The following is a 23,664-nucleotide window of genomic DNA, read 5'->3' on the forward strand; positions in this document are numbered from 1 at the left end:
CGCCGTCCGTCAAAGATCGTTAATCAGTTTCTGTACCGAGCTGCTTTTACCACTTTGCGGATTTTTCTCCGACCACGCTTTCAGACGCTTCTTCGCTTCATCCTGTAGCTGCTGGCGCAGTACCTGATCGATTTGCAGCGAATAGTTCAGGCCGTCCCACGGGCCATAGATCCTTAACGGCACCGGCGTCTGCTGGAGCCGTCCGATCAGCTCGCTGTCGCCCTGCCAGCCCTCGGTGACCGTTACGCCAAAGTTCATATCCGCCTGCTTGTCCGCCATGTTCACCGTGCCCTTACCGATATAGTTAAGCATTGAGGCGCGTCCGTGAAGGTCGACGAAAGCCAGCAGGCCTTTTTGCAGCGACATCTTGCCCGTGATTTGCTGGAAGTCGTTCTCCGGCCCGGCGGCGGCGTGAATGCGACTGCTGCTTCGCTCTACGGCGCGCTGGATCATACGCTGAAAGTTCAGCCCGGACAGCAGCGCATTGTTCAGGCTGATTTCGGCACTGCCCTGCCAGGCATGTTTAAAGGCGGGCACGCTCAGGCCTGCGCCGCTGAAGCTGCCGTTCAGCGTCAGATCGCCGCTCAGCGAAGCAGGCAGCTCAAAGGCTTTAAGCAACGGTGCCACGGCGATATTCTGCAAGGAAGGCGTCAGCGCGATCTGCGTCTGTGCATGGCGGAAATCAAGGCTGCCCGGCAGGGAAAACTGTCCGCTGCCCGTTTTTCCAGTCAGCGTCGACAGCGTCACCAGGCCATTACTGCTGTGGCCCTGTAGCTTCACCCCGTCAAAAGTCATACCGCGCCAGTTAAGCTTATCTGCCGACAGCGCCAGCTGCCCGTCCATCTGGTTAAACGGCGAGCTGGCGTTATCCTGGGCAGGCTGAGCAATAACGGGCGCAGGGCCGCCGCGCTGGGTCTGGATATTCTGGCCTTCGCTGTTGACCTCGGTTTCCAGCCCCAGCAGCGGATCCAGATTCAGCACGGAGGCATGCAGATCCAGTGCGATTTGCGGGCGGTCACCCAGCGTCCCGCTGGCGCTACCGTTCAGCTGGCTGTCGTTAAGGCTCAGCGCCAGATTTTTCAGACTGAAAGCATCGCTGTCGCGCCACTCCGCCTGCAGGCTCGCCCGTCCTTTGACGCCTTCACGCGGCAGATCGGCGCCGCTCAGCTGGTAATCCAGCTGATTTACCGTTGCTGCAAGATGCTGTGGATAGTGGCTGAGATCCACATCCGCATTCAGATTCACCAACAGTTCACGCTGGTCGCGGCTGACGCGGCTGCCAAATTCAATATGGGCATGGCGCTGCGCGTTCTGCGACAGCTGCAGGTTAAGATCGCGAACGTTAAGCTGCTCGCCGCTGTTCTGTTGCCAAATCAGCAGGCTGTCGGCAACCTGCAAGTTGTCGATATCAAAGGTCCAGCGCTGGGTCAGCGGCGGCGGCGGTGCGGTATCCGCCGGGCCCTGCGGCGCATTGGCCGGACGCTGCGCCGCGCTGTCCGGGGTCAGGCGGATCACCGCCCCTTTCAGCAGAACCTGTTTGACCGCCAGCTGATGAGAAAGCAAAGGAAAGAGCTTGACGTCAAGCCGCATATTGCTGGCGCTGACGAAAGGCTGCTGCGCGCCGGGCGCAGTCAGGGTCATCGGGCCGGAAAGAATGCTGAGCTGCGGCCAGACGTGCCAGCGCAAGTCGCCGTTCAGCGCCAGCTGATAGCCGCTGCGCTGTTCGACCTGTCTGGCCATATAGGCGCGAAAATCATTGGGATTGACCAGCAAAACCAGCGCCGTCATGCCGGCCACGATAACCACCAGCAAAATGGCCAGCGTGGTGATAAACCTTTTCATGCCTTCCCCTTATAGCTTCCACTTCCTGACGCACGCCGCAGACTCAGGCCCTGCCCCGCCGCCGCTATACGTCGTCCTGATCTTTATCGATACGGCTGGCGTCCGCGCCCTGTTGCCCTTTATATTTGGCATCCTGACGGCGGTTATAAGGACGAGCTGCAGGCCCGGAAAGCGGTTCAAAGCTCAGCGCGCCAATCAGCATCCCCGGCCGTAACGCCAGCGGCAGCTTACCAGAATTATAGAACTCCAGCACGATACGTCCCTGCCAGCCCGGATCGATACGGTGCGCGGTAACGTGCACCATCAGTCCCAGCCGGGCCAGCGACGACCGCCCGTCCAGCCAGCCGACCAGGTTATCAGGAATGGTCACGGATTCAAACGTCACCGCCAGCGCCAGCTCGCCAGGGTGTAAAAAGAACGCTTCGCCTTCCGGCAGCACGATTTCGTCGCTCATCACGCGGTCAAGCGCCGCGCTGACCTCGTCTTTCGGGCCGCTGAGATCGATAAAGGCAGCGGTATGGCCGCGGAAAGTGCGGAACTGATTGCCGAGGCGGACGTCAACGGTGGCACCGTTGATGCGCTCTACCGGTGGACGCGGAGAGATATCAAGCTGGCCGCTGTCGAGCCAGGCTTCTATATCACGGTCGCATAAACGCATGGACAGATACTCCCAAATTAATAACAGGCTGAGCGGCGGGAGCATGAGCGCTCCCTGCGCGGGCTACCCGGCCGGCCCTTTGGGGCGCCGGGTCAGGTTTACTCGAAGAACTGATTTATCTTCGCCTTCAGGATATCGATCGCGATACGGTTTTTACCGCCGCGAGGCACAATAATGTCAGCGTACTGTTTGGAGGGTTCGATAAACTGCAGGAACATCGGACGCACGGTTTTCTGATACTGCGCCATCACGGAGTCCATTGAGCGGCCTCGTTCGTTGACGTCGCGCTTCATGCGGCGCATCAGGCAGATATCCAGCGGCGTATCCACGAAGATCGAAAAGTTCATTTCAGCGCGCAGCCGCGCGTCCGTCAGCAGCAGGATCCCTTCCAGGATAATGACTTTCTTCGGTTTCAGCTCAATAGTCTGCGCGGTACGGGTATGTTCTACATAGCTGTAAACCGGCAGATCGATCGCCTCCCCTGCTTTCAGCATCTGCAGATGCTGCAGCAGCAGGTTATGATCCATGGCGCTGGGGTGGTCATAGTTTGTTTTAACCCGTTCATCCATGGTCAGATGGCTTTGGTCTTTGTAATAAGCATCCTCAGGGATAACACCAATATTTTCATCGCCGACCCGATCGCGAACTTCACGATAGAGCGTACTGGCGATAAGACTTTTTCCCGAGGCAGATGCGCCGGCGATACCTACGATGACGCACTGATGCGACTTGTCAGTCATAAATTAAAGACCTGATTTGTGTCTGAGACAGATGGAGAGGATGAATTCGCGCGTAATTATAGGGATTTCGGGGTGTTGATGCCAGAAAAAACCGGCGGAAGGCTTTTAAGACTTTCCCGTTATACCTCTGCTGTCGCGCTCGCTAAACTGTTGGCTGTCAGATTCACAATGTCGGCCCGGCCGTTGCGGGCACCCTGTTGCAACAGCGTAGCGGGTTATCACAGCATAATAAGGAAACACCGTGTACTGGCGTACATTGCATTTTTTGACCTATTTTGGCGACAGCATGTTGCTTATTCCTACGGCTATCGTGATGGCCGGACTGATTAGCTGGAAAAACAGCGATCGGCGCGCGGCCTGGTATTGGGCACTGGCTTTCTGCACCGCCGGCGCCGTGGTCAGCCTCTCTAAAGTGGCTTTTATGGGCTTTGGCCTTGGCAGCGCGCATCTGAACTTTACCGGCTTCAGCGGCCACACCGCCATGTCGGCGACGCTGTGGCCGGTGATGCTCTGGCTGCTCAGCGGCCGCCTGTCGGACAAGGGCCGCCTGTTTGCCGTCGGTATCGGCTACCTGATCCCCATTCTGGTCGGCGTCTCGCGACTGCTGCTTAGCTACCACTCCACCAGCGAAGTGATTACCGGTCTGATCCTGGGCTTTACCCTGAGTACGGCTTTCCTGGTCAGCCAGCGGCGCGCCAGAGTACAGGGATTTTCCACGCTGCAGCTTTGCATTGCGCTCCTGCTGCCTCTGCTGCTGCTGAGCCACGGTCGTCTTGCCACCACGCAACAGTTTTTGCAGCGTCTTTCCGTACAGATTGCGGGCATTGACCATCCCTGGACACGTGCCGATTTGCTGAAGCTCAGGCAGTAATTCCCTTTCCACCAGCGGCGCGCGGCGGTCAATCGCCCGAATAAAGCGATCTTTTGAATTAGCGCAGGCATTCAAAAACGAATGTGTTAGCATGCCTTAAGTTACCTGGTTCGAGCTGACCGTTCTCCGTTGCCTCGCTGGATTTTTATGACGACTGATACGTTTTCCCCCGCTGACCGCTCCTCTCTCCCCTGGCTCAGGGGAGCGATGTTTGGCGTGCTTTCTTTTGTTCTGACGCTGTTTTGTCTGGAACTGATTAAGGTCAGCATTCAAATCTCTTCGCTTTGGCTGCCCACCGCTTTGATGACTCTGCTGGTGTTCCACTATCCGCCGCGCAGGCTGCCGGGACTGCTGGGCGGCTGTATGATTGGCATTATCGCCGCCAACACGCTGATGGTCGGCACAGCCGTCGTCGTGTTGACGTTTCCGCTAATCAATTTGCTTCAGGCGCTGCTGGGCGGCGCGCTGTTGCGCAGGCTGCTGGACAGAGAAGCGCCGCTGGATTCGCTGCTCGGCTGGAGCAAGATGGTGGTATCGGTCGGCATTTTTACGCCGCTGCTCGGCGCGCTGCTCGCCTGCTGGTCGCTGAACTTTACCGGGCAGGCCAACTTCCATTTTTTTACGACCTGGACGGTTTCGGAAACTATCGGGATGCTGGCGCTCGGTCCGGTCTGCCTGCTATGGCGACCTGAAGAGCTGCGCAAATCCCTTAGCCCACACGCGCTGGTGGAAACGTTGTTGACGCTGATCGTTACGCTGGCACTGAGCTACTGCGCGTTACGCTATCTGCCGTGGTCTTTTACCTTTGTGATGGTGGTGCTGTTCTACAGCGCCGTGCGCCTGCCGCGCCTGTCTGCCTTTATTGTTTTTTTCGCCACGCTGCTGATGATGAGCCTGCTGCTGGCGCTAAACCAGCTGGTGCAATATACCAACGCGGTGACTATCGTGAACAGCGCGCCCTGGCTGCCGTTTTTGCTGGCGATCATCCCCAGCCATATTATGGCGCAGGTGATGCACTCGTTCCGGGAGGAAAAAAAGCATATCTCCCAGAGCGAGGCCAGGTTTCGTCATGCCATGGAGTATTCGGTGATAGGCATGGCGCTGGTGTCACCGGAAGGCCGTTTTCTACAGGTGAATCAATCGCTTTGTCGGCTGCTGGGCTACGCTCAGACCGAGCTGGTCACCATGACCTTTCAGGTGCTGACGCACCCTGACGACCTGGCGGTTGATGAAAGCAAGTTTAACGAGCTGCTGGCAGGCGAGATCGAAACCTACAGTCATGAAAAACGCTATCTGCGCAAAGACGGGAGGATCGTCTGGGCGCTGCTGGCGACCTCGCTGGTACGCGACAGCGAGCGGCGACCGCTCTACTTTATTTCTCAAATTGAAGATATTTCCGATCTGAAGCAGACCGAAGCCGCCAACCGCCGCCTGATGCAGCGTATTACGCTGGCTAATGAGGCGGCCGGCATCGGCGTCTGGGATCTGAGCCTGAAGACCGGCAAAATGAACTGGGACAAGCGCATGTTTCAGCTCTACGGGTTGAAGGAAGAAGGCCAGGCGACCTATCTGACGTGGGTTAACAGCCTGCTGCCTGCCGATCGTCAAATGGCCATCGACGCCTTTGATAAGGGCATTAAAGAATCCCTGCCGGTAGATATCGTGTTCCGTATCGCTACGGATGACGGCATTCGCTTTATTCACAGTCAGTCGACGCTGGTTTTTGGCGACGACGGCAACGTTGAAAGAATGCTTGGCATCAATCAGGACGTGACCGCGATGCGTCAGCTGACCGACGCGCTCTACCAGGAAAAAGAGCGGATGCATATTACGCTGGACGCAATCGGCGAGGCGGTGATCAGTACGGATGAAGAGATGCGGGTGACGTTTATGAACCCGGTAGCGGAAGTGATGAGCGGCTGGACGCAGGAAGAGGCGGCAGGAAAACGGCTCAGCGATCTGCTGCGCATCACTCACGGCAGCGACGGCCCGGAAATGGAAAACCTGCTGTTATGCGGGCTGCCGCACAGCAAATCGGCGCCGGAACTGGCCGAAGAGCTGGTGCTGCATAACCGATCCGGCGACTGTTTTGATATTCACTACAGCATTACGCCGCTGAAAACGCTGGAAGGCGGCTATATCGGCAGCGTGATGGTGATCCAGGACGTCAGCGAATCGCGGGAGATGATGCGGCGGCTGAGCTACGGCGCCTCGCACGATATGCTGACCCGCCTGCCTAACCGCGTCAGCTTCGAGCAGCGTCTGAAACAGCTGCTGCACAGCGCCAGCCAGCAGCAGCGTCAGCACGCGCTGATCTTTATCGATCTCGATCGCTTTAAGGCGGTCAACGACAGCGCCGGTCATGCCGCCGGCGATGCGCTGCTGCGGGAGATATCGGGCCAGATGAAACAGCATTTACGCAGCGGCGATTTTCTGGCGCGCCTGGGCGGCGATGAGTTTGGCGTGCTGCTGCCGGACTGCGCGCCTGGTGAGGCGCGCGATATCGCGCAGTGCCTGGTGGAGGCGGTAAATCATTACCCTTTTCTGTGGGAAGGCCAGCTGCACCGTATTGGCGCCAGCGCGGGTATCACCCAGCTCAGCAAGGACAACGCTTCCGCCAGCGACGTGATGGCTCAGGCCGACTTGGCCTGCTACAACGCCAAGCACAACGGCCGCGGCCAGTATTCCATTTATGAAGCAAAGCTGATAGATACGCTTAAACCCGTGCTGTCACAGCGCGAAAACCAACAAATTTTACCGCAGCAGCTCTCTTCTTAAGGCAATATCGGCGGCCCGCTGCGGTGGCGTTCGGCCGCCTTAGTACACAACCAGCGCCGCGAGCAGCAATTAAAGCTTACCCGGCGCTTGCTCTCCTGCCGCCCCTGGGCTAAAGTCGCCCCCTTTTTTTATTAGCGGAGGGAAGGAATGTTTATCGGCTTTGATTACGGGACGGCAAACTGCTCGGTCGCCATCATGAAAGAGGGCGTACCCACGCTGCTGCCGCTGGAAAACGGTTCCAGCCTGCTACCCTCAATGCTCTGCGCGCCGACGCGCGATACGGTCAGCGAATGGCTGTTTCGCCATCACCAGGTGCCAACGCCCGAAGCCGAAAATCAGGCGATTTTACGGCGCGCCCTCGCGTTCAACCGTGAAGAAGATATCGAAGTCACGCCCGCCAGCGTGCAGTTCGGTCTGGCCTCGCTGGCGCAGTATATGGCCGAGCCGGAAGATACCTGGTTTGTTAAATCGCCCAAATCCTTCCTGGGCGCGAGCGGCCTGAAGCCGCAGCAGGTCGCCTTCTTTGAAGATCTGGTATGCGCGATGATGCTGCATATCCGCCAGCAGGCCGAAACCCAGACGCAGGAAAGCATTACCCAGGCGGTGATTGGCCGTCCGGTCAACTTCCAGGGGCTGGGCGGCGAAGAGGCCAACCGTCAGGCACAGGGCATACTGGCGCGCGCCGCCAGCCGCGCCGGTTTCAAAGAGGTTGAGTTCCAGTTCGAGCCGGTCGCGGCCGGTCTGGAATTTGAAGCGACGCTGAAAAAAGAAACGCGCGTGCTGATTGTGGATATCGGCGGCGGCACCACCGACTGCTCCGTGCTGCTGATGGGCCCGCAATGGCACGACAGAGCCGAGCGTCAGGAGAGCCTGCTGGGCCACAGCGGCTGCCGCGTCGGCGGTAACGACCTGGACATTATGCTGGCCTTTAAAGAGCTGATGCCGCTGCTGGGCAGCGGCGGCCAGACGCACAAAGGCATTGCGCTGCCTGCGCTGCCGTGGTGGAACGCTATCGCTATCAACGACGTGCCTGCGCAAAGCGACTTTTACGCCACGGCCAGCCGCAAACAGCTTCAGGATTTGATCCGCGACGCCCGCGAGCCGGAAAAAGTGCAGCGCCTGCTGAAAGTCTGGCAGCAGCGGCTGGGCTACCGGCTGGTACGCGCGGCGGAAGAGAGCAAAATCGCCCTTTCCGATCGGCCTTCGGCCACCTCGACGCTGGATTTTATTGAGCCGTCGCTGGCGACCGATATCAGCGTGGACGCGCTGAAAAGCGCTATCGCCCAGCCGCTGGAGCGCATTCAGGAACAGGTGAAGCTGGCGCTGGACGGCAGCGGCACCCGACCGGACGTGATCTATCTGACGGGAGGCAGCGCCCGCTCGCCGGTGCTGCGCGAGGCGCTGCAAAAGCAGCTGCCCGACATCCCGCTCGCCAGCGGCGATGACTTTGGTTCCGTCACCGCCGGCCTGGCGCGCTGGGCGCAGGTGCTGTTTCGCTAATTAATAGCGGCTCGCTTCGGTAAGCTTGCCTGTCGCTTCCTCGCTGAGCTGAAGGCTGGCAGCCTTGCTCAGCTCTTCCAGCTGAGGAAGCGAGGTCACACTGACAATCGGCGCGGTGATGCCTGGACGGGCAATCTGCCACGCCAGCGCAACCTGCGTCGGCGTGGCCTGGCTCTCTTCCGCCGCCTCGTCTAACGCTTTCAGAATGCGCAGGCCGCGCTCGTTGAGGTATTTCTCGACCACGCCTTCGCCGCGCTTGCTTTTATTCGCGTCGGCCTTGCTGCGATATTTGCCGCTTAAAAAGCCGCTGGCCAGCGAATAGTAGTTGATTACGCCCAGGTCATGTTCCCGCGCTACCTGCTCCAGACCGCTTTCGTAACCCTGGCGGTCATAAAGATTGTATTCCGGCTGTAGTGTTTCATAGCGGGCCAGGCCCTGCTCTTTGCTGATATCCAGCGCTTCCTGCAGCCTTTCCGCACCGTAGTTAGAGGCGCCGATAGCCCGCACCTTGCCTTCTTTAATCAGCGCGTCGAAGGTCGCCAGCGTCTGCTGCAAAGGGGTGTCGCTGTCGTCGCGGTGCGCCTGATAGAGATCGATATAGTCGGTTTGCAGACGGCTTAGCGAGGCCTCTACCGCCTGGCGAATATAAGCAGGCGACAGGCCGGTTTTGCCTTCGCCCATTTCCATGCCGACCTTGGTGGCCAACACGATCTGGTTGCGCTTGCCGGTTTTCTTCAGCCAGTCGCCGATAATGGTTTCTGATTCACCGCCCTTGTTGCCCGGCGCCCAGCGCGAATAGCAGTCGGCGGTATCAATAAAGAAGAGGCCTTTTTCCACCAGCGCGTCCAGCAGAGAAAAAGAAGTTTGCCGATCGACCGTCCAGCCGAAAACGTTGCCGCCAAAAGTCAGCGTGGGAACCTGAATACCGGTACGGCCCAGCTCGCGATGCGTTTGGATCATCTTTATACTCCTGTATTGGAAGGGTTTCTGACGTGACTATTAGCGTAGCAAATATCCATACAAGACGTTTGTTGATTAACGGTACAGGCACGTCGACGCGAGAATACTTACACTTGCTGAACGGTTATTCTTAATTCCTTCATTTTTATAATTGATAAATCCGTTAAAATTGAAATATTAAGCGTCTTCAGTCTCGCCGGCCTCAGGAAAGCAGCCAGCCTTCCCGTCCGGCGAGATTGCTTTACCGACGCTAACTTTTGCCTTTGGAGAGCTGATAACAGGATGAACACCCGGCGCCGTTTTAAAATCATACTTGTGGTGCTCGCGGCTATCGCAGCGGGCGGACTTTACTGGTGGCACAGCCACGGCGAGCAGCAAAAAACCGCCGAGCGCCCGCACGCTTCCGGCGGCGGTCGTAAAGCCGCAGGCGGGCCGCTGGCGCCGGTGCAGGCTGCTGCCGCCGCGCGCCAGAGCGTACCGCAATACCTTACCGGGCTGGGCACCGTCGCCGCCGCCAATACCGTCACGCTGCGCAGCCGCGTCGATGGCGATCTGATGGCGCTTCACTTTACCGAAGGCCAGCAAGTCAGGGCGGGCCAGCTGCTGGCGGAAATCGATCCTCGTCCCTTTCAGGTCGCGCTGACGCAGGCGCAGGGCCAGCTGGCAAAAGATCGGGCGACGCTTGCCAACGCGCGTCGCGATCTGGCGCGGCTGGAGAAGCTGGTGAAAACCAACCTGGTCTCGCAGCAGGAGCTGGATACACAGCGTGCGCTGGTCAGTGAAACCCTGGGAACGATCCAGGCGGATGAGGGCAGCGTTGCCAGCGCGCAGCTGAACCTGACCTACAGCCGCATCATCTCGCCTGTTTCCGGCCGCGTCGGGCTGCGTCAGGTAGATATTGGCAACTATATCAGCAGCGGCGACACCAACGGCATCGTGGTGATCACCCAAACGCATCCGGTCGAGCTGGTGTTCAGCCTGCCGGAAAACCAGATCGAAACCCTGATGAAGGCGCAAAAGGCCGGGCAGCCGGTACCGGTAGAAGCCTGGGATCGCAGCAACAAAACGCTGCTGGCGACCGGTTCGCTGCTGAGCATGGATAATCAGATCGACGTCACGACCGGTACGATTAAAGTCAAAGCGCAGTTCACTAATCAGGACGACCGCCTGTTTCCTAATCAGTTTGTTAACGCGCGTTTACAGGTCAACACGCTGCACGACGCCATTGTTATCCCGGTAGCGGCGCTGCAAATGGGCAACGAGGGGCATTTTGTCTGGGTGGTTAACAGCGACGGCAAGGTCAGTAAAAAAACTATCACCGTCAGCGTGCAGGACAGCGAGAAGGCGATTGTGGACGCCGGGCTGGACGAAGGCGAAAAAGTTGTCACCGACGGTATCGATCGGCTGACGGAAGGCGCCACGGTAGAAGTGGTGGCGCCGCAGGCCATGCCGCTGGCGGGCACCGGTACGCCGCCCGCTAAGGGAGCGCGCCAGTAATGCAGGTGATGCCTTCTAACCCCGGCGGCGGCCCTTCCCGCCAGTTTATTATGCGTCCGGTGGCGACCACGCTGCTGATGGTCGCTATCCTGCTGGCCGGTATTCTGGGCTACCGCTCGCTACCCGTTTCGGCGCTGCCGGAGGTTGACTATCCCACCATTCAGGTGGTGACGCTCTATCCGGGCGCCAGTCCGGACGTGATGACCTCGGCCGTTACCGCACCGCTGGAGCGCCAGTTCGGCCAGATGTCGGGCTTAAAGCAGATGGCTTCGCAGAGTTCCGGCGGCGCGTCGGTGGTGACGCTGCAGTTTCAGCTAACGCTGCCGCTGGACGTGGCCGAGCAGGAAGTGCAGGCCGCCATCAACGCCGCGACCAATCTGCTGCCGTCCGACCTGCCGAATCCGCCGGTTTACAGCAAGGTGAACCCCGCCGATCCGCCGATCATGACGCTGGCCGTTACCACTACCAGTATGCCAATGACCCAGGTGCAGGATATGGTGGAAACGCGCGTGGCGCAGAAGATTTCGCAGGTTTCCGGCGTGGGGCTGGTGACGCTCGCCGGCGGCCAGCGGCCGGCGGTGCGGGTGAAGCTCAACGCGCAGGCGCTGGCCTCGCTCGGACTGACCAGCGAAACGGTGCGCACCGCTATCAGCAGCGCCAACGTCAATTCGGCTAAAGGCAGCCTGGACGGCCCGGAGCGCTCGATTACGCTTTCCGCCAACGATCAGATGAAGTCGGCGGAAGACTATCGTCAGCTGATTATCAGCTGGCAGAACGGTGCGCCAGTGCGCCTGCGCGACGTCGCCACCGTGGAACAGGGAGCGGAAAACAGCTGGCTGGGCGCCTGGGCTAACCGCCAGCAGGCTATCGTGCTTAATATTCAGCGGCAGCCGGGCGCAAACATTATCACCACTGCCGACAGCATTCGCCAGATGCTGCCAGCGCTGACCGCTTCGCTGCCGAAGTCGGTCGAGGTCAAAGTGCTGACCGACCGCACCACCAATATCCGCGCCTCGGTCAACGACGTGCAGTTCGAGCTGATGCTGGCTATCGCGCTGGTGGTGATGATCATCTATCTGTTTCTGCGCAACGTGCCGGCGACGATTATTCCGGCGGTCGCGGTGCCGCTGTCGCTGGTCGGCACCTTTGCCGTAATCTACTTCCTTGGCTTCTCCGTCAATAACCTGACGCTGATGGCGTTGACCATCGCCACCGGCTTTGTGGTCGATGACGCTATCGTGGTGATTGAAAATATCTCCCGCTATATCGAAAAAGGCGAAAAGCCGCTGGACGCGGCGCTGAAGGGCGCGGGCGAGATCGGCTTTACCATTATCTCACTGACCTTCTCGCTGATAGCGGTGCTGATCCCGCTGCTGTTTATGGGCGATATCGTCGGCAGGCTGTTCCGCGAGTTTGCCGTTACGCTGGCAGTCTCGATCCTGATTTCCGCCGTGGTATCGCTGACGCTGACGCCAATGATGTGCGCGCGGATGCTCAGCGTGGAATCATTGCGCAAGCAGAACCGCTTTTCGCGCGCCAGCGAGGCGATGTTCGATCGCGTCATCGCCGGCTACGGCCGCTTTCTCAAGCGCGCGCTGGATCATCAGTGGCTGACGCTCGGCGTGGCGCTCGGCACGCTGGCCATTACCGTGCTGCTGTGGGTAGCAATCCCGAAAGGCTTTTTCCCGCTGCAGGATAACGGCATTATCCAGGGCACGGTGCAGGCGCCGCAGTCGGTTTCCTGGGCCAGCATGGCGCAGCGCCAGCAGCAGGTCGCATCGATTATTATGAAAGATCCGGCGGTGCAAAGCCTGACCTCCTTTGTCGGCGTGGACGGCACCAATCCGGCGCTGAACAGCGGACGGCTGCAAATCAACCTCAAGCCGCTGGACGAGCGTGAGGATCGCATTCCGGCGGTAATTACCCGTTTACAGCAGGCGGTCGCCGCTGTGCCCGGCATCGATCTTTATCTCCAGCCGGTGCAGGATCTCACCATTGATACCCAGCTTAGCCGCACACAGTATCAGTTTACGCTGCAAACCGGCTCGCTGGATTCGCTGAGCCTGTGGGTGCCGAAGCTCACCGAGGCGCTGAAGCAGCTGCCGCAGCTGAAAGATGTCAGCAGCGACTGGCAAGATCGCGGGCTGGAAGCCTACATCAAGGTGGATCGCGATAACGCCAGCCGTCTCGGCATCAGCATGGCGGACGTGGATAACGCGCTCTATAACGCTTTTGGCCAAAGGCTAATCTCTACTATTTATACCCAGGCCAGCCAGTATCGCGTGGTGCTGGAAAACGATATTTCCGCCACCCCGGGCCTGGCCGCGCTGGAGTCCATTCGCCTGACCAGCACCGACGGCGGCAGCGTGCCGCTTAGCGCCATCGCCAGCGTTGAGCAGCGTCACGGCGCGTTAAGCATCAATCATCTGGATCAGTTCCCTTCGACCACCTTCTCGTTTAACGTCCGCGACGGCTATTCGCTGGAAGAGGCGGTGAACGCCATTACTCAGGCCGAGCAGGCTATGGCGATGCCTGCCGGGATCGTCACGAAGTTCCAGGGCAGCACGCTGGCGTTTCAGGCGGCGCTCTCCAGCACCGTCTGGCTGATCGTGGCCGCCGTGGTGGCGATGTATATCGTGCTGGGCGTGCTGTATGAAAGCTTTATCCATCCGATCACCATTCTTTCCACGCTGCCCACGGCAGGCGTCGGCGCGCTGCTGGCGCTGATGCTCAGCGGCAACGAGCTGGATGTGATCGCCATTATCGGCATTATCCTGCTGATCGGCATCGTGAAGAAAAACGCCATTATGATGATTGACTTTGCGCTGGCGGCGGAGCGCGAACAGGGCATGACGCCTTATAACGCGATCTATCAGGCCTGCCTGCTGCGCTTCCGACCGATCCTGATGACCACGCTGGCGGCGCTGCTGGGCGCGCTGCCGCTGATGCTAAGCACCGGCGTCGGTGCCGAGCTGCGGCATCCGCTGGGCGTGGCGATGGTAGGCGGCCTGATCGTCAGCCAGGTGCTGACGCTGTTCACCACGCCGGTGATTTATCTGCTGTTCGACCGCCTGGCGCAGGCAGCCCGTCGTCGTCTGCCGTCGAAGGAGGCGCAGTGAAATTTTTTGCGCTGTTTATTCACCGTCCGGTGGCCACTATTCTGTTGACCATCGCCATCGCGCTGGCGGGCGCGCTGAGCTTTCGCCTGCTGCCCGTCGCGCCGCTGCCGCAGGTCGATTTCCCGGTGATTTTAATCTCCGCTTCGCTGCCCGGCGCGTCGCCGGAGACAATGGCTTCGTCAGTGGCCACGCCGCTGGAGCGGTCGCTGGGGCGCATCGCGGGCGTCAGCGAAATGACTTCCACCAGCTCGCTGGGCAGCACACGCATCATTCTGGTTTTTGATTACGATCGCGATATCAACGGCGCGGCGCGCGACGTGCAGGGTGCGATCAACGCGGCGCAAAGCCTGCTGCCGACCGGGATGCCGAGCCGTCCAACCTGGCGCAAAATCAACCCCTCCGACGCGCCGATTATGATTATGACGCTGACGTCGGACGCCTGGTCGCAGGGCGATCTGTACGACTACGCCTCTACCCAGCTGGCGCAGAAGCTGGCGCAGATCGAGGGCGTGGGCGACGTCTCCGTGGGCGGCAGCTCGCTGCCAGCGGTGCGCGTGGATCTGAATCCGCAGGCGCTGTTTAACCAGGGCGTGTCGCTGGACGCGGTGCGCACGGCCATCAGCAACGCTAACCAGCGCAGGCCGCAGGGCGCGATTGAAGACAGCCATCAACGCTGGCAGATAAAAACCAACGACGAGCTGAAAACGGCGGCGGAGTATCAGCCGCTGATCGTACACTACAGCAACGGCGCGGCGGTGCGGCTTCAGGATGTCGCCAACGTCACCGACTCGGTGCAGGACGTGCGTAACGCCGGGATGGCGAACGCTAAACCGGCGATTTTGCTGCTGGTACGCAAGCTGCCCGAAGCCAATATTATCGATACCGTCGATCGTATTCGTGCGGCGGTGCCGGAGCTGCGCAACAGCATTCCCGCCTCTATCCAGCTGGATGTCGCGCAGGATCGCTCGCCGACTATTCGCGCCTCGCTGGCCGAAGTGGAACAGTCGCTGATAATTTCCGTCGGGCTGGTGATCCTGGTGGTATTCGCCTTTTTGCGTTCGGGCCGCGCCACGCTGATCCCCGCCGTTGCCGTACCGGTGTCGCTGATCGGCACCTTTGCCGCCATGTATCTCTGCGGCTTCAGCCTCAACAACCTGTCGCTGATGGCGCTGACGGTGGCGACCGGGTTTGTGGTGGATGACGCCATCGTGGTGCTGGAAAACATTTCCCGCCACGTAGAAGCGGGCATGAAGCCGATTCAGGCCGCGCTGCAGGGAACCCGCGAGGTGGGCTTTACCGTGCTGTCAATGAGCCTGTCGCTGGTGGCGGTATTCCTGCCGCTGCTGATGCTCGGCGGGCTGATTGGCCGCTTTTTCCGCGAGTTCGCCGTGACCCTCTCCGTTTCTATCATCATTTCGCTGCTGATCTCGGTGACGCTGACGCCGATGATGTGCGGCCGCCTGCTGAAAGCGCATCCCCGCCGCGAGCAGCCGCGCCTGCGCGGTTTTGGCCGGGTGCTGACCGGTATTCAGCAGGGCTACGGCCGCTCGCTGAACTGGGTGCTGAACCACTCGCGCTGGACGCTGCTGGTGTTTATCGCCACTATCGGCCTGACCATGTACCTGTACGTTGTGGTGCCGAAAACCTTTATGCCGGAACAGGATACCGGGCGGCTGATGGGCTTTATCCAGGCGGATCAAAGCATCTCTTTCCAGTCGATGCGCGGCAAGCTGGAAGATTTTATGAAAATCGTTCGCGACGATCCGGCGGTGGAAAGCGTGGTCGGCTTTACCGGCGGCTCGCGCACCAACAGCGGCTCGATGTTTATTTCGCTTAAGCCGCTCAGTGAACGCAGCGACAGCGCCCAGGCGGTGATCGCCCGGCTACGCGGCAAGCTGGCGAAAGAACCGGGCGCAAGCCTGTTTTTAATGGCGGTACAGGATTTAAGGGTGGGCGGGCGCGAGTCGAACGCAGGCTATCAGTACACGCTACTGTCGGACGATCTGGACGATCTGCGCAGCTGGGAGCCGAAAATTCGCCAGGCTTTTTCTAAGCTGCCCGAGCTGGCGGACGTGAACTCCGATCAGCAGGATAAAGGCGCCGAGATGGCGCTGGTTTACGATCGCACCCGCATGGCGCAGCTGGGCATCAACGTCGCCGACGCCAATAGCCTACTGAATAACGCTTTCGGCCAGCGGCAGATCTCTACCATTTACCAGCCGCTGAATCAGTATAAGGTGGTCATGGAAGTCGACCCGCGCTATACCCAGGACGTCAGCTCGCTGGACTTGATGTACGTGATCAACAACGACGGCAAGGCGATCCCGCTTTCCGGCTTTGCGAAGTGGCAGCCCGCCAACGCGCCGCTGTCGGTGAATCATCAGGGGCTTTCTGCCGCCTCTACGGTGTCGTTTAACCTACCGGAAGGCGTCTCGCTTTCTCAGGCATCCGAGGCTATCGAGCGCAGCATGACCGCGCTGGGCGTGCCGTCCAGCGTGCGCGGCAGCTTTGCCGGCACGGCGCAGATCTTTCAGGAGACGCAAAGCAGCCAGCTGTGGCTGATGCTGGCCGCCATCGCCACCGTCTATATCGTGCTGGGGATCCTTTACGAGAGCTATGTGCATCCGCTGACAATCCTTTCCACCCTGCCCTCTGCGGGCGTGGGCGCGCTGCTGGCGCTGGAGCTGTTTGGCGCGCCCTTTAGCCTGATTGCCCTGATCGGCATTTTGCTGCTGATCGGCATCGTGAAAAAGAACGCTATCATGATGGTTGACTTCGCGCTGGACGCGCAGCGAAACGGCAATCTGAGCGCGCGCGAGGCGATCTTCCAGGCCAGCCTGCTGCGCTTCCGTCCTATTATGATGACCACGCTGGCGGCGCTGCTGGGCGCGCTGCCGCTGGTGCTGACCACGGGCGACGGTGCGGAGCTGCGCCAGCCGCTGGGGATCACCATCGTCGGTGGCCTGGTGATGAGCCAGCTGCTGACGCTCTACACCACCCCGGTGGTTTATCTGTATATGGATAAACTACGCAGAAAACCGGCCGCGCGCAGACGCGCAGAGGCAACCGGCTGATGGAGACGCTTTCGGCCAGCGCGCGCTGGCCGCTGTGGATTGTGGCGTTCGGCTTCTTTAGGCAGACGCTGGACACCACTATCGTCAACGCCGCGCTGCCCGCGATGGCGCACAGCCTGCATCAGGATCCGCTACAGATGTATTCGGTGGGGGTTTCCTGTGTGCTGACCGTGGCGGTAATGCTGCCGGTCAGCAGGCCTTTATATCAACCCATATCTGTATGGCGGCGGTGGTTGTTCTGCCCGCGCTGGTATTTCGCCACGTGCCGCCTGACGTTAACAAAAACGTGGTGCTGAGTCGTCGGAGAAAGCCCTGAATGTTTGCAAAATTACGTATCGGCATCACCGCCAAGCTGTTTATCGCTATTTTTTCCACCTGTATGCTGGTGCTGATCACCATGCACTGGGGCGTGCGCCTCAGCTTTGAGCACGGCTTTATCGACTATATCAAAAAGGGCAATGAGCAGCGGCTGGTGCTGCTGAGCGACGCGCTGGCCGATCAGTACGAGCAGCACGGCAACTGGGACTTTCTGCGCCATAACAACAAGCTGGTGTTTCAGATCCTGCATTCGCTGGAGCAAAACCCGGAGGCGAATAATCAGCTGCCGCCGCACGGCTGGCGCACGCAGTTTTGGGTCATCGATCAGCAATATCGCGTGATGATAGGGCCGCGCGCGCCGGTGCCGCCGGAAGGCAGCCGCCGCAGCATTACCACCAGCAGCGGCCATATCGTGGGCTGGGTGATCGGCTCGCCGCCGGAAAGGCTGACGCGCAGCGCGGATATTAATTTCGATCAGCAGCAGAAGCGCACCAGCTGGATGATTGTCGGCCTGACCATGCTGCTGGCGGCGCTGGTGACCTGGCTGATGTCGCGCGGCCTGCTCGCGCCGGTAAAGAGGCTGGTCGAGGGCACGCATCACCTGGCCGCCGGCGATTTCGCCACGCGCGTCAAGGCCGACAGCCGCGACGAACTGGGCCGCCTCGGCCAGGATTTTAACCGTCTGGCCAGCACGCTGGAGAAAAACGAGCGTATGCGGCGCGCTTTTATGGCGGATATCTCGCACGAGCTGCGCACGCCGCTGGCGATCCTGCGCGGCGAGCTGGAGGCCATTCAGGACGGCGTGCGTAAACTAACGCCGGAGTCGATTGTCTCTCTACAGGGTGAAGTCGCGACGCTGACCAAGCTGGTGGATGACGTGCATCAGCTTTCACTCTCTGACGAAGGCGCGCTGGCCTATCGCCGCAGCGATATCGATCTGGTGCCGCTGCTGGACATGGTCGCCGCGAATTTTGCGGGACGTTATCAGAGCCGACATCTGACTTTGCAGCTTCGCCTGCCCGACTCCGCGCCGCTGTTTGGCGATCCGGATCGCCTGATGCAGCTGTTCACCAACCTGATGGAAAACAGCCTGCGCTATACCGATGCGGGCGGCGGTCTGGTGGTGACGCTGCGCGCGGAACAGGGCCAGCAAATCATCGATTTTGAGGACAGCGCGCCGGGCATTACCGACGAGCAGCGCGAGCAAATCTTTGAGCGTTTCTACCGGGCGGAAAGCTCGCGCAACCGGGCCAGCGGTGGCTCCGGGCTGGGGCTGGCCATCTGTCAGAATATCGTGGAGGCGCACGAAGGCGTTATCAAAGCGGATCACTCTGCTGCCGGTGGCCTTAAAATTACGGTACACTTACCCGCAAGACTAACCCGGGCGTAATTCGCCTTCTTGCAAAGAAGAGTGTCATGAATCAGGAACCGCTTAGCCCACTGATCCTGGTGGTTGAGGATGAACCCAAGCTCGGCCAGCTGCTGGTCGATTATTTGCAGGCCGCCAATTACCGTACGCATCACCTGCTGCGCGGCGACGAGGTGCTGGAGTGGGTTAAGCAGTCGCCGCCGGATCTGATGCTGCTGGATTTAATGCTGCCGGGCGTGGATGGCCTGACGCTATGCCGCGAGCTGCGCCGCTTCACCGAGCTGCCGGTGATTATGGTCACGGCCAGAACGGAAGAAATTGACCGGCTGCTGGGGCTGGAGATTGGCGCCGACGACTATATCTGCAAGCCCTTCAGCCCGCGTGAAGTGGTCGCCCGGGTGAAAACTATCCTCAAGCGCTGTAAACGCACGCCGGAAGAGGCGCAAAAAGCGTCGCTGCTGGTAGTGGATGAAGCGCGTTTTCAGGCCAGCTGGAACGGCACGCCGCTGGAGCTGACGCCCGCCGAGTTTCGCCTGCTGAAAACGCTGGCGCATGAGCCAGGCAAAGTCTTTTCGCGCGAGATGCTGCTGAACCATCTGTATGACGATTATCGCGTCGTGACCGATCGCACCATCGACAGCCATATCAAGAATCTGCGCCGTAAGCTGGAGGCGCTGGATGCCGATCAACCCTTTATTCGCGCGGTCTACGGCATGGGCTACCGTTGGGAAGCGGACGTGTGCCGGTTGATCTAGCGCAATTTACATTCCTGCCGCCAGCTTTTACAATCCCCGCACATTTTGTAAGGCCGTCATACGGCCTTATGCCAGGATTGAGACCTCTATGTTTAAACCAGAACTGCTTTCTCCCGCCGGCTCGTTGAAAAACATGCGCTACGCCTTTGCCTATGGCGCGGACGCCGTCTATGCCGGTCAGCCTCGCTACAGCCTGCGCGTGCGCAACAATGAGTTTAACCACGAAAATCTGGCTATCGGCATCAGCGAAGCGCACGCGCAGGGAAAGCGATTCTACGTCGTGGTGAATATCGCGCCGCATAACGCCAAGCTGAAAACCTTTATCCGCGATCTGACGCCCGTCGTGGCGATGGGGCCGGACGCGCTGATTATGTCCGATCCCGGTTTAATTATGATGGTGCGCGATGCCTTCCCGGAGATGGACGTTCACCTTTCCGTACAGGCCAACGCGGTCAACTGGGCCACGGTTAAGTTCTGGCAGCAGATGGGGCTGACGCGCGTTATCCTCTCGCGCGAGCTGTCGCTGGAAGAGATTGCCGAAATCCGCGAGCGCGTGCCGGAAATGGAACTGGAAATTTTCGTGCACGGCGCGCTCTGCATGGCCTATTCCGGCCGCTGTCTGCTTTCCGGCTATATCAACAAGCGCGACCCGAATCAGGGTACCTGCACCAACGCCTGCCGCTGGGAATATAAGGTGCAGGAAGGTAAAGAGGATGAAGTCGGCAATATCGTGCACCAGTATCAACCCATTCCGGTAAAAAACGTCGAGCCGACGCTGGGCGTGGGCCAGCCAACCGATAAAGTCTTTATGATTGAGGAAGCCATGCGTCCCGGCGAGTATATGACCGCTTTTGAGGATGAGCACGGCACCTATATTATGAACTCCAAAGATCTGCGCGCGGTAGCACACGTAGAGCAGCTGACGAGAATGGGCGTACACTCGCTGAAGATTGAAGGCCGTACCAAATCGCATTATTACTGCGCCCGCACCGCGCAGGTTTATCGTCGCGCCATCGACGACGCCGCCGCTGGCAAACCTTTCGATCCTTCCCTGCTGGAAACGCTGGAGGGCCTGGCTCATCGCGGCTATACGGAAGGCTTTTTACGCCGCCACACGCATGACAGCTATCAGACTTACGACCGCAGCTTCTCCGCTTCCGAGCGCCAGCAGTTTGTCGGCGAGTTTACCGGCGAACGCCGTGGCGATATGGCGCTGGTCGAAGTAAAAAACAAGTTCAGCCTGGGCGACAGCCTGGAGCTGATGACGCCGGCGGGTAACGTCAATTTCCGCCTGGAGCAAATGGAAAACCAAAAAGGCCAACCGACCAGCGTTGCGCCGGGCAACGGCCACTTTGTCTGGATGCCGGTGCCGGAAGCGATCGACCTTGCTTTCGCGTTGCTGATGCGCAATTTTCCTGAGTCGGCATAACGTTCAGGACGCCGAAAGTTTCCTGACGTGACTTTTAGAATGCCATCACATTCCGACGCGCCGTTTCCGGTTATGATGCACGGGCCTCGAATGAAAAATTCTAAATAGCGGTTTTTAAAACCACCTCCTGGCCCGCCCGGCTCGCCGAGCGGGCCTTTCTTTTAGCCCACGGTTTTTTCCACCGATGGTCGGATGTGCTATAACAGAAGCTCGTCTGGCTAAGGCCATTTTGACAGGAAAAGAAGATGGACCAACAATCGCTTACGCTGGTAATCCTTAATGGTAAAGGTGCAGGTAATGAGGAACTGCGCGAAGCTATTCTGTCGCTGCGCGAGGAAGGACTGCAGATTGAAGTCCGCGTTACCTGGGAACACGGCGATGGCGAACGCTTCGTCAAAGAGGCGGTCGATCTGCGCGCCGCGACCGTGGTTGCGGGCGGTGGCGACGGCACGATTAACGAAATCGCTACCGCGCTGGCGGGCGTGGATGCGCCGCTACGTCCGGTATTGGGGATAATTCCCCTCGGCACCGCCAACGATTTCGCCACCAGCGCGGGCATACCTGAAGAGATGGAGCACGCGCTGCGGCTGGCTATTGTCGGCAAGGCCACCTCTGTCGATCTGGCGCGGGTTAATCAGGATCGCTACTTTATCAATATGGCGACGGGCGGTTTCGGCACGCGTATAACTACCGAAACGCCAGAGAAGCTGAAATCAGCGCTGGGCGGCGTCTCTTATCTGATCCATGGCCTGCTGCGTATGGATACGCTTAAGGCGGACAGCTGCGAACTGCGCGGCCCGGACTTTAGCTGGCAGGGCGACGCGCTGGTGATCGGCATCGGCAACGGACGCCAGGCGGGCGGCGGCCAGCGGCTCTGTCCTACCGCGCTGATCAACGACGGCCGGCTGGAGCTGACGATTGTCACCTCAAAAGAAATTTTGCCGACGCTGTTTAACTCGCTGACCGGCGGCGATGATGAAAATCCAAACATCATTCGCGCCTCGCTGCCGTGGCTGGAAATTACTTCGCCAAACGAGATGGCCTTTAATCTTGATGGCGAACCGCTACGCGGCACCACGTTCCGTATTGAAGTTTTGCCCGCCGCGCTGGCCTGTCGCCTGCCACCTTCCTGCGAGCTTCTGGCCTGACCGACCGGGGCCATCGCGCCCCGATTTAGGTCACGGATGAATAAAGGCGAAGGAACGCTTTTAGCCTTGTCCCGCCGCAGGACGCCAGCCTTAGCATTCAGGGCGAACCGGCGCTGACCGTCAGTCCTGGCGTACAGAGCGAACCGGCTTGCGCCCTCTTCCGCCGTTACTGAACTTATCTTCTGCCGCATAGCGGCGCCGCTTCCGTCCTGATGCTGAAAAGCGCACAGCCTGTGGATCCGGTCCCGGCTTTCGCCAGCAAAAATGCCTCTCTGCTCATAACAATGCTTTCACAAGTGTGATCGCTATCGGAGTTTCGTCGCCTGCAACTTGTATGGTAGTACGCCAGAACGTATTTTCTCCTCATTCTCTTCACCAGGACGACAAGAATGAAAATTGTAAAAGCGGAAGTCTTTGTTACCTGCCCCGGTAGGAACTTCGTTACGGTTAAGATCACCACGGATCAGGGGCTGACCGGCATCGGCGACGCCACGCTGAACGGCCGCGAGCTGCCCGTCGCCTCCTATTTGAAAGATCACGTTTGCCCGCAGCTGATCGGTCGCAACGCGCATCAGATCGAGGACATCTGGCAGTATTTCTATAAAGGCGCCTACTGGCGTCGCGGCCCGGTGACCATGTCCGCGATTTCCGCGGTCGATCAGGCGCTGTGGGACATCAAAGGCAAAGCGGCCAATATGCCGGTCTACCAGCTGCTGGGCGGCGCCTCGCGCGAGGGCGTGATGGTTTACTGTCATACCACCGGTCACAGCATTGATGAAGTGATGGACGACTACGCGAAGCATAAAGAGATGGGCTTTAAGGCTATCCGCGCGCAGTGTGGCGTGCCGGGCATGAAAACCACCTACGGGATGGCCAAAGGCAAAGGCCTGGCCTACGAGCCTGCCACCAAAGGCGACTGGCCGGAAGAGCAGCTCTGGTCTACGGAAAAATACCTCGATTTTACCCCTAAACTGTTTGCCGCCATTCGCGACAGGTTTGGTTTTAATGAGCATCTGCTGCACGACATGCACCATCGCCTGACGCCGATTGAAGCGGCCCGCTTCGGTAAAAGCGTTGAAGATTACCGTCTGTTCTGGATGGAGGATCCGACGCCTGCCGAAAATCAGGCGTGTTTCCGCCTGATCCGTCAGCATACCGTCACGCCGATTGCGGTAGGTGAAGTCTTCAACAGCATCTGGGACTGCAAGCAGCTGATAGAAGAGCAGCTGATCGACTATATCCGCACCACCATCACCCATGCGGGGGGCATTACCGGGATGCGCCGCATCGCCGACTTCGCCTCGCTTTATCAGGTGCGTACCGGTTCGCACGGCCCGTCCGATCTGTCGCCAGTCTGCATGGCGGCCGCGCTGCATTTCGACCTTTGGGTGCCCAACTTCGGCGTACAGGAATATATGGGCTATTCCGAACAGATGATGGAAGTCTTCCGTCACAGCTGGACTTTTGAAGACGGCTATATGCATCCGGGCGATAAGCCGGGTCTGGGCATTGAGTTTGACGAGAAGCTGGCGGCGAAATACCCCTATGAGCCTGCCTACCTGCCGGTAGCCCGTCTTGAAGACGGTACCTTATGGAACTGGTGAGG

15 protein-coding genes and 1 pseudogene are annotated in these 23,664 nt (G+C 59.4%); 12 read left to right on the plus strand and 4 right to left on the minus strand.

All coding sequences use genetic code 11. The annotated features are described in order from the left end of the window. Positions 1-9: 9 nt before the first annotated feature. The 3 genes from asmA to udk all read right to left on the minus strand — a co-directional run bounded on the left by asmA (position 10) and on the right by udk (position 3,240). On the minus strand, positions 10-1,842 hold the full coding sequence (asmA, locus tag EGK14_RS05810; protein WP_125288133.1) for an outer membrane assembly protein AsmA: 1,833 nt from the start codon (positions 1,840-1,842) through the stop codon (positions 10-12). A gap of 64 nt (positions 1,843-1,906) precedes the next feature. Then, positions 1,907-2,500 (minus strand): dCTP deaminase, encoded by a 594-nt coding sequence (dcd, locus tag EGK14_RS05815; protein WP_125288326.1) that lies wholly within the window; start codon positions 2,498-2,500, stop codon positions 1,907-1,909. A 98-nt stretch (positions 2,501-2,598) separates the two neighbouring features. After that, entirely contained in the window at positions 2,599-3,240 is a 642-nt protein-coding gene (udk, locus tag EGK14_RS05820) for a uridine kinase (protein ID WP_125288134.1), read from the minus strand. Between the two features lie 241 nt (positions 3,241-3,481). Here udk and EGK14_RS05825 point away from each other — a divergent pair, with 241 nt between their 5' ends. The 3 genes from EGK14_RS05825 (at position 3,482) to yegD (ending at position 8,389) form a co-directional block, all read left to right on the plus strand. Further along, positions 3,482-4,111 (plus strand): phosphatase PAP2 family protein, encoded by a 630-nt coding sequence (locus EGK14_RS05825; protein WP_125288135.1) that lies wholly within the window; start codon positions 3,482-3,484, stop codon positions 4,109-4,111. 147 nt (positions 4,112-4,258) lie between these two features. Beyond that, a complete protein-coding gene (locus tag EGK14_RS05830) occupies positions 4,259-6,889 on the plus strand; it encodes a diguanylate cyclase (protein WP_125288136.1) in 2,631 nt (876 codons plus the stop codon). 147 nt (positions 6,890-7,036) lie between these two features. Further along, the gene (gene yegD, locus EGK14_RS05835) at positions 7,037-8,389 is read left to right on the plus strand and encodes a molecular chaperone (RefSeq protein ID WP_125288137.1); all 1,353 of its coding nucleotides are present in this window, start codon (positions 7,037-7,039) and stop codon (positions 8,387-8,389) included. Here yegD and EGK14_RS05840 read toward each other — a convergent pair whose 3' ends face one another. After that, positions 8,390-9,349, minus strand: coding sequence for an aldo/keto reductase (locus EGK14_RS05840; RefSeq protein WP_125288138.1), 960 nt, complete (start codon positions 9,347-9,349; stop codon positions 8,390-8,392). It lies immediately after the preceding gene. Positions 9,350-9,631: 282 nt separating this feature from the next. Here EGK14_RS05840 and EGK14_RS05845 point away from each other — a divergent pair, with 282 nt between their 5' ends. From EGK14_RS05845 to manD, 9 genes and pseudogenes are all read left to right on the plus strand, one after another. Continuing rightward, complete coding sequence (locus EGK14_RS05845; protein ID WP_125288139.1) at positions 9,632-10,846, plus strand: MdtA/MuxA family multidrug efflux RND transporter periplasmic adaptor subunit; 1,215 nt, start codon at positions 9,632-9,634, stop codon at positions 10,844-10,846. Then, positions 10,846-13,965: an MdtB/MuxB family multidrug efflux RND transporter permease subunit gene (locus EGK14_RS05850; protein ID WP_125288140.1), complete on the plus strand. Its 3,120-nt coding sequence runs from the start codon at positions 10,846-10,848 to the stop codon at positions 13,963-13,965. Before EGK14_RS05845 ends, EGK14_RS05850 begins: the two co-directional genes overlap by 1 nt. Then, positions 13,962-17,039, plus strand: a complete 3,078-nt coding sequence (mdtC, locus tag EGK14_RS05855) for a multidrug efflux RND transporter permease subunit MdtC (RefSeq protein ID WP_125288141.1) — start codon at positions 13,962-13,964, stop codon at positions 17,037-17,039. Before EGK14_RS05850 ends, mdtC begins: the two co-directional genes overlap by 4 nt. Then, positions 17,039-17,260 (plus strand): annotated as a pseudogene (locus tag EGK14_RS05860) (multidrug transporter subunit MdtD); the annotation flags it as partial. The gene mdtC and the pseudogene EGK14_RS05860, both read left to right, overlap by 1 nt. 95 nt (positions 17,261-17,355) lie before the next feature. Next, positions 17,356-18,747, plus strand: a complete 1,392-nt coding sequence (gene baeS, locus EGK14_RS05865) for a two-component system sensor histidine kinase BaeS (RefSeq protein WP_125288142.1) — start codon at positions 17,356-17,358, stop codon at positions 18,745-18,747. Positions 18,748-18,773: 26 nt separating this feature from the next. After that, on the plus strand, positions 18,774-19,481 hold the full coding sequence (baeR, locus tag EGK14_RS05870) for a two-component system response regulator BaeR (protein ID WP_125288143.1): 708 nt from the start codon (positions 18,774-18,776) through the stop codon (positions 19,479-19,481). Positions 19,482-19,569: 88 nt separating this feature from the next. Beyond that, entirely contained in the window at positions 19,570-20,910 is a 1,341-nt protein-coding gene (gene yegQ / locus EGK14_RS05875) for a tRNA 5-hydroxyuridine modification protein YegQ (RefSeq protein ID WP_125288144.1), read from the plus strand. Positions 20,911-21,155: 245 nt separating this feature from the next. Continuing rightward, positions 21,156-22,058: a lipid kinase YegS gene (yegS, locus tag EGK14_RS05880; protein ID WP_125288145.1), complete on the plus strand. Its 903-nt coding sequence runs from the start codon at positions 21,156-21,158 to the stop codon at positions 22,056-22,058. 389 nt (positions 22,059-22,447) lie between these two features. Further along, on the plus strand, positions 22,448-23,662 hold the full coding sequence (manD, locus tag EGK14_RS05885) for a D-mannonate dehydratase ManD (RefSeq protein ID WP_125288146.1): 1,215 nt from the start codon (positions 22,448-22,450) through the stop codon (positions 23,660-23,662). Positions 23,663-23,664 lie beyond the last annotated feature (2 nt).

The organism is Erwinia sp. 198 (assembly GCF_003937915.1).
Taxonomy (GTDB): domain Bacteria; phylum Pseudomonadota; class Gammaproteobacteria; order Enterobacterales; family Enterobacteriaceae; genus Erwinia; species Erwinia aeris.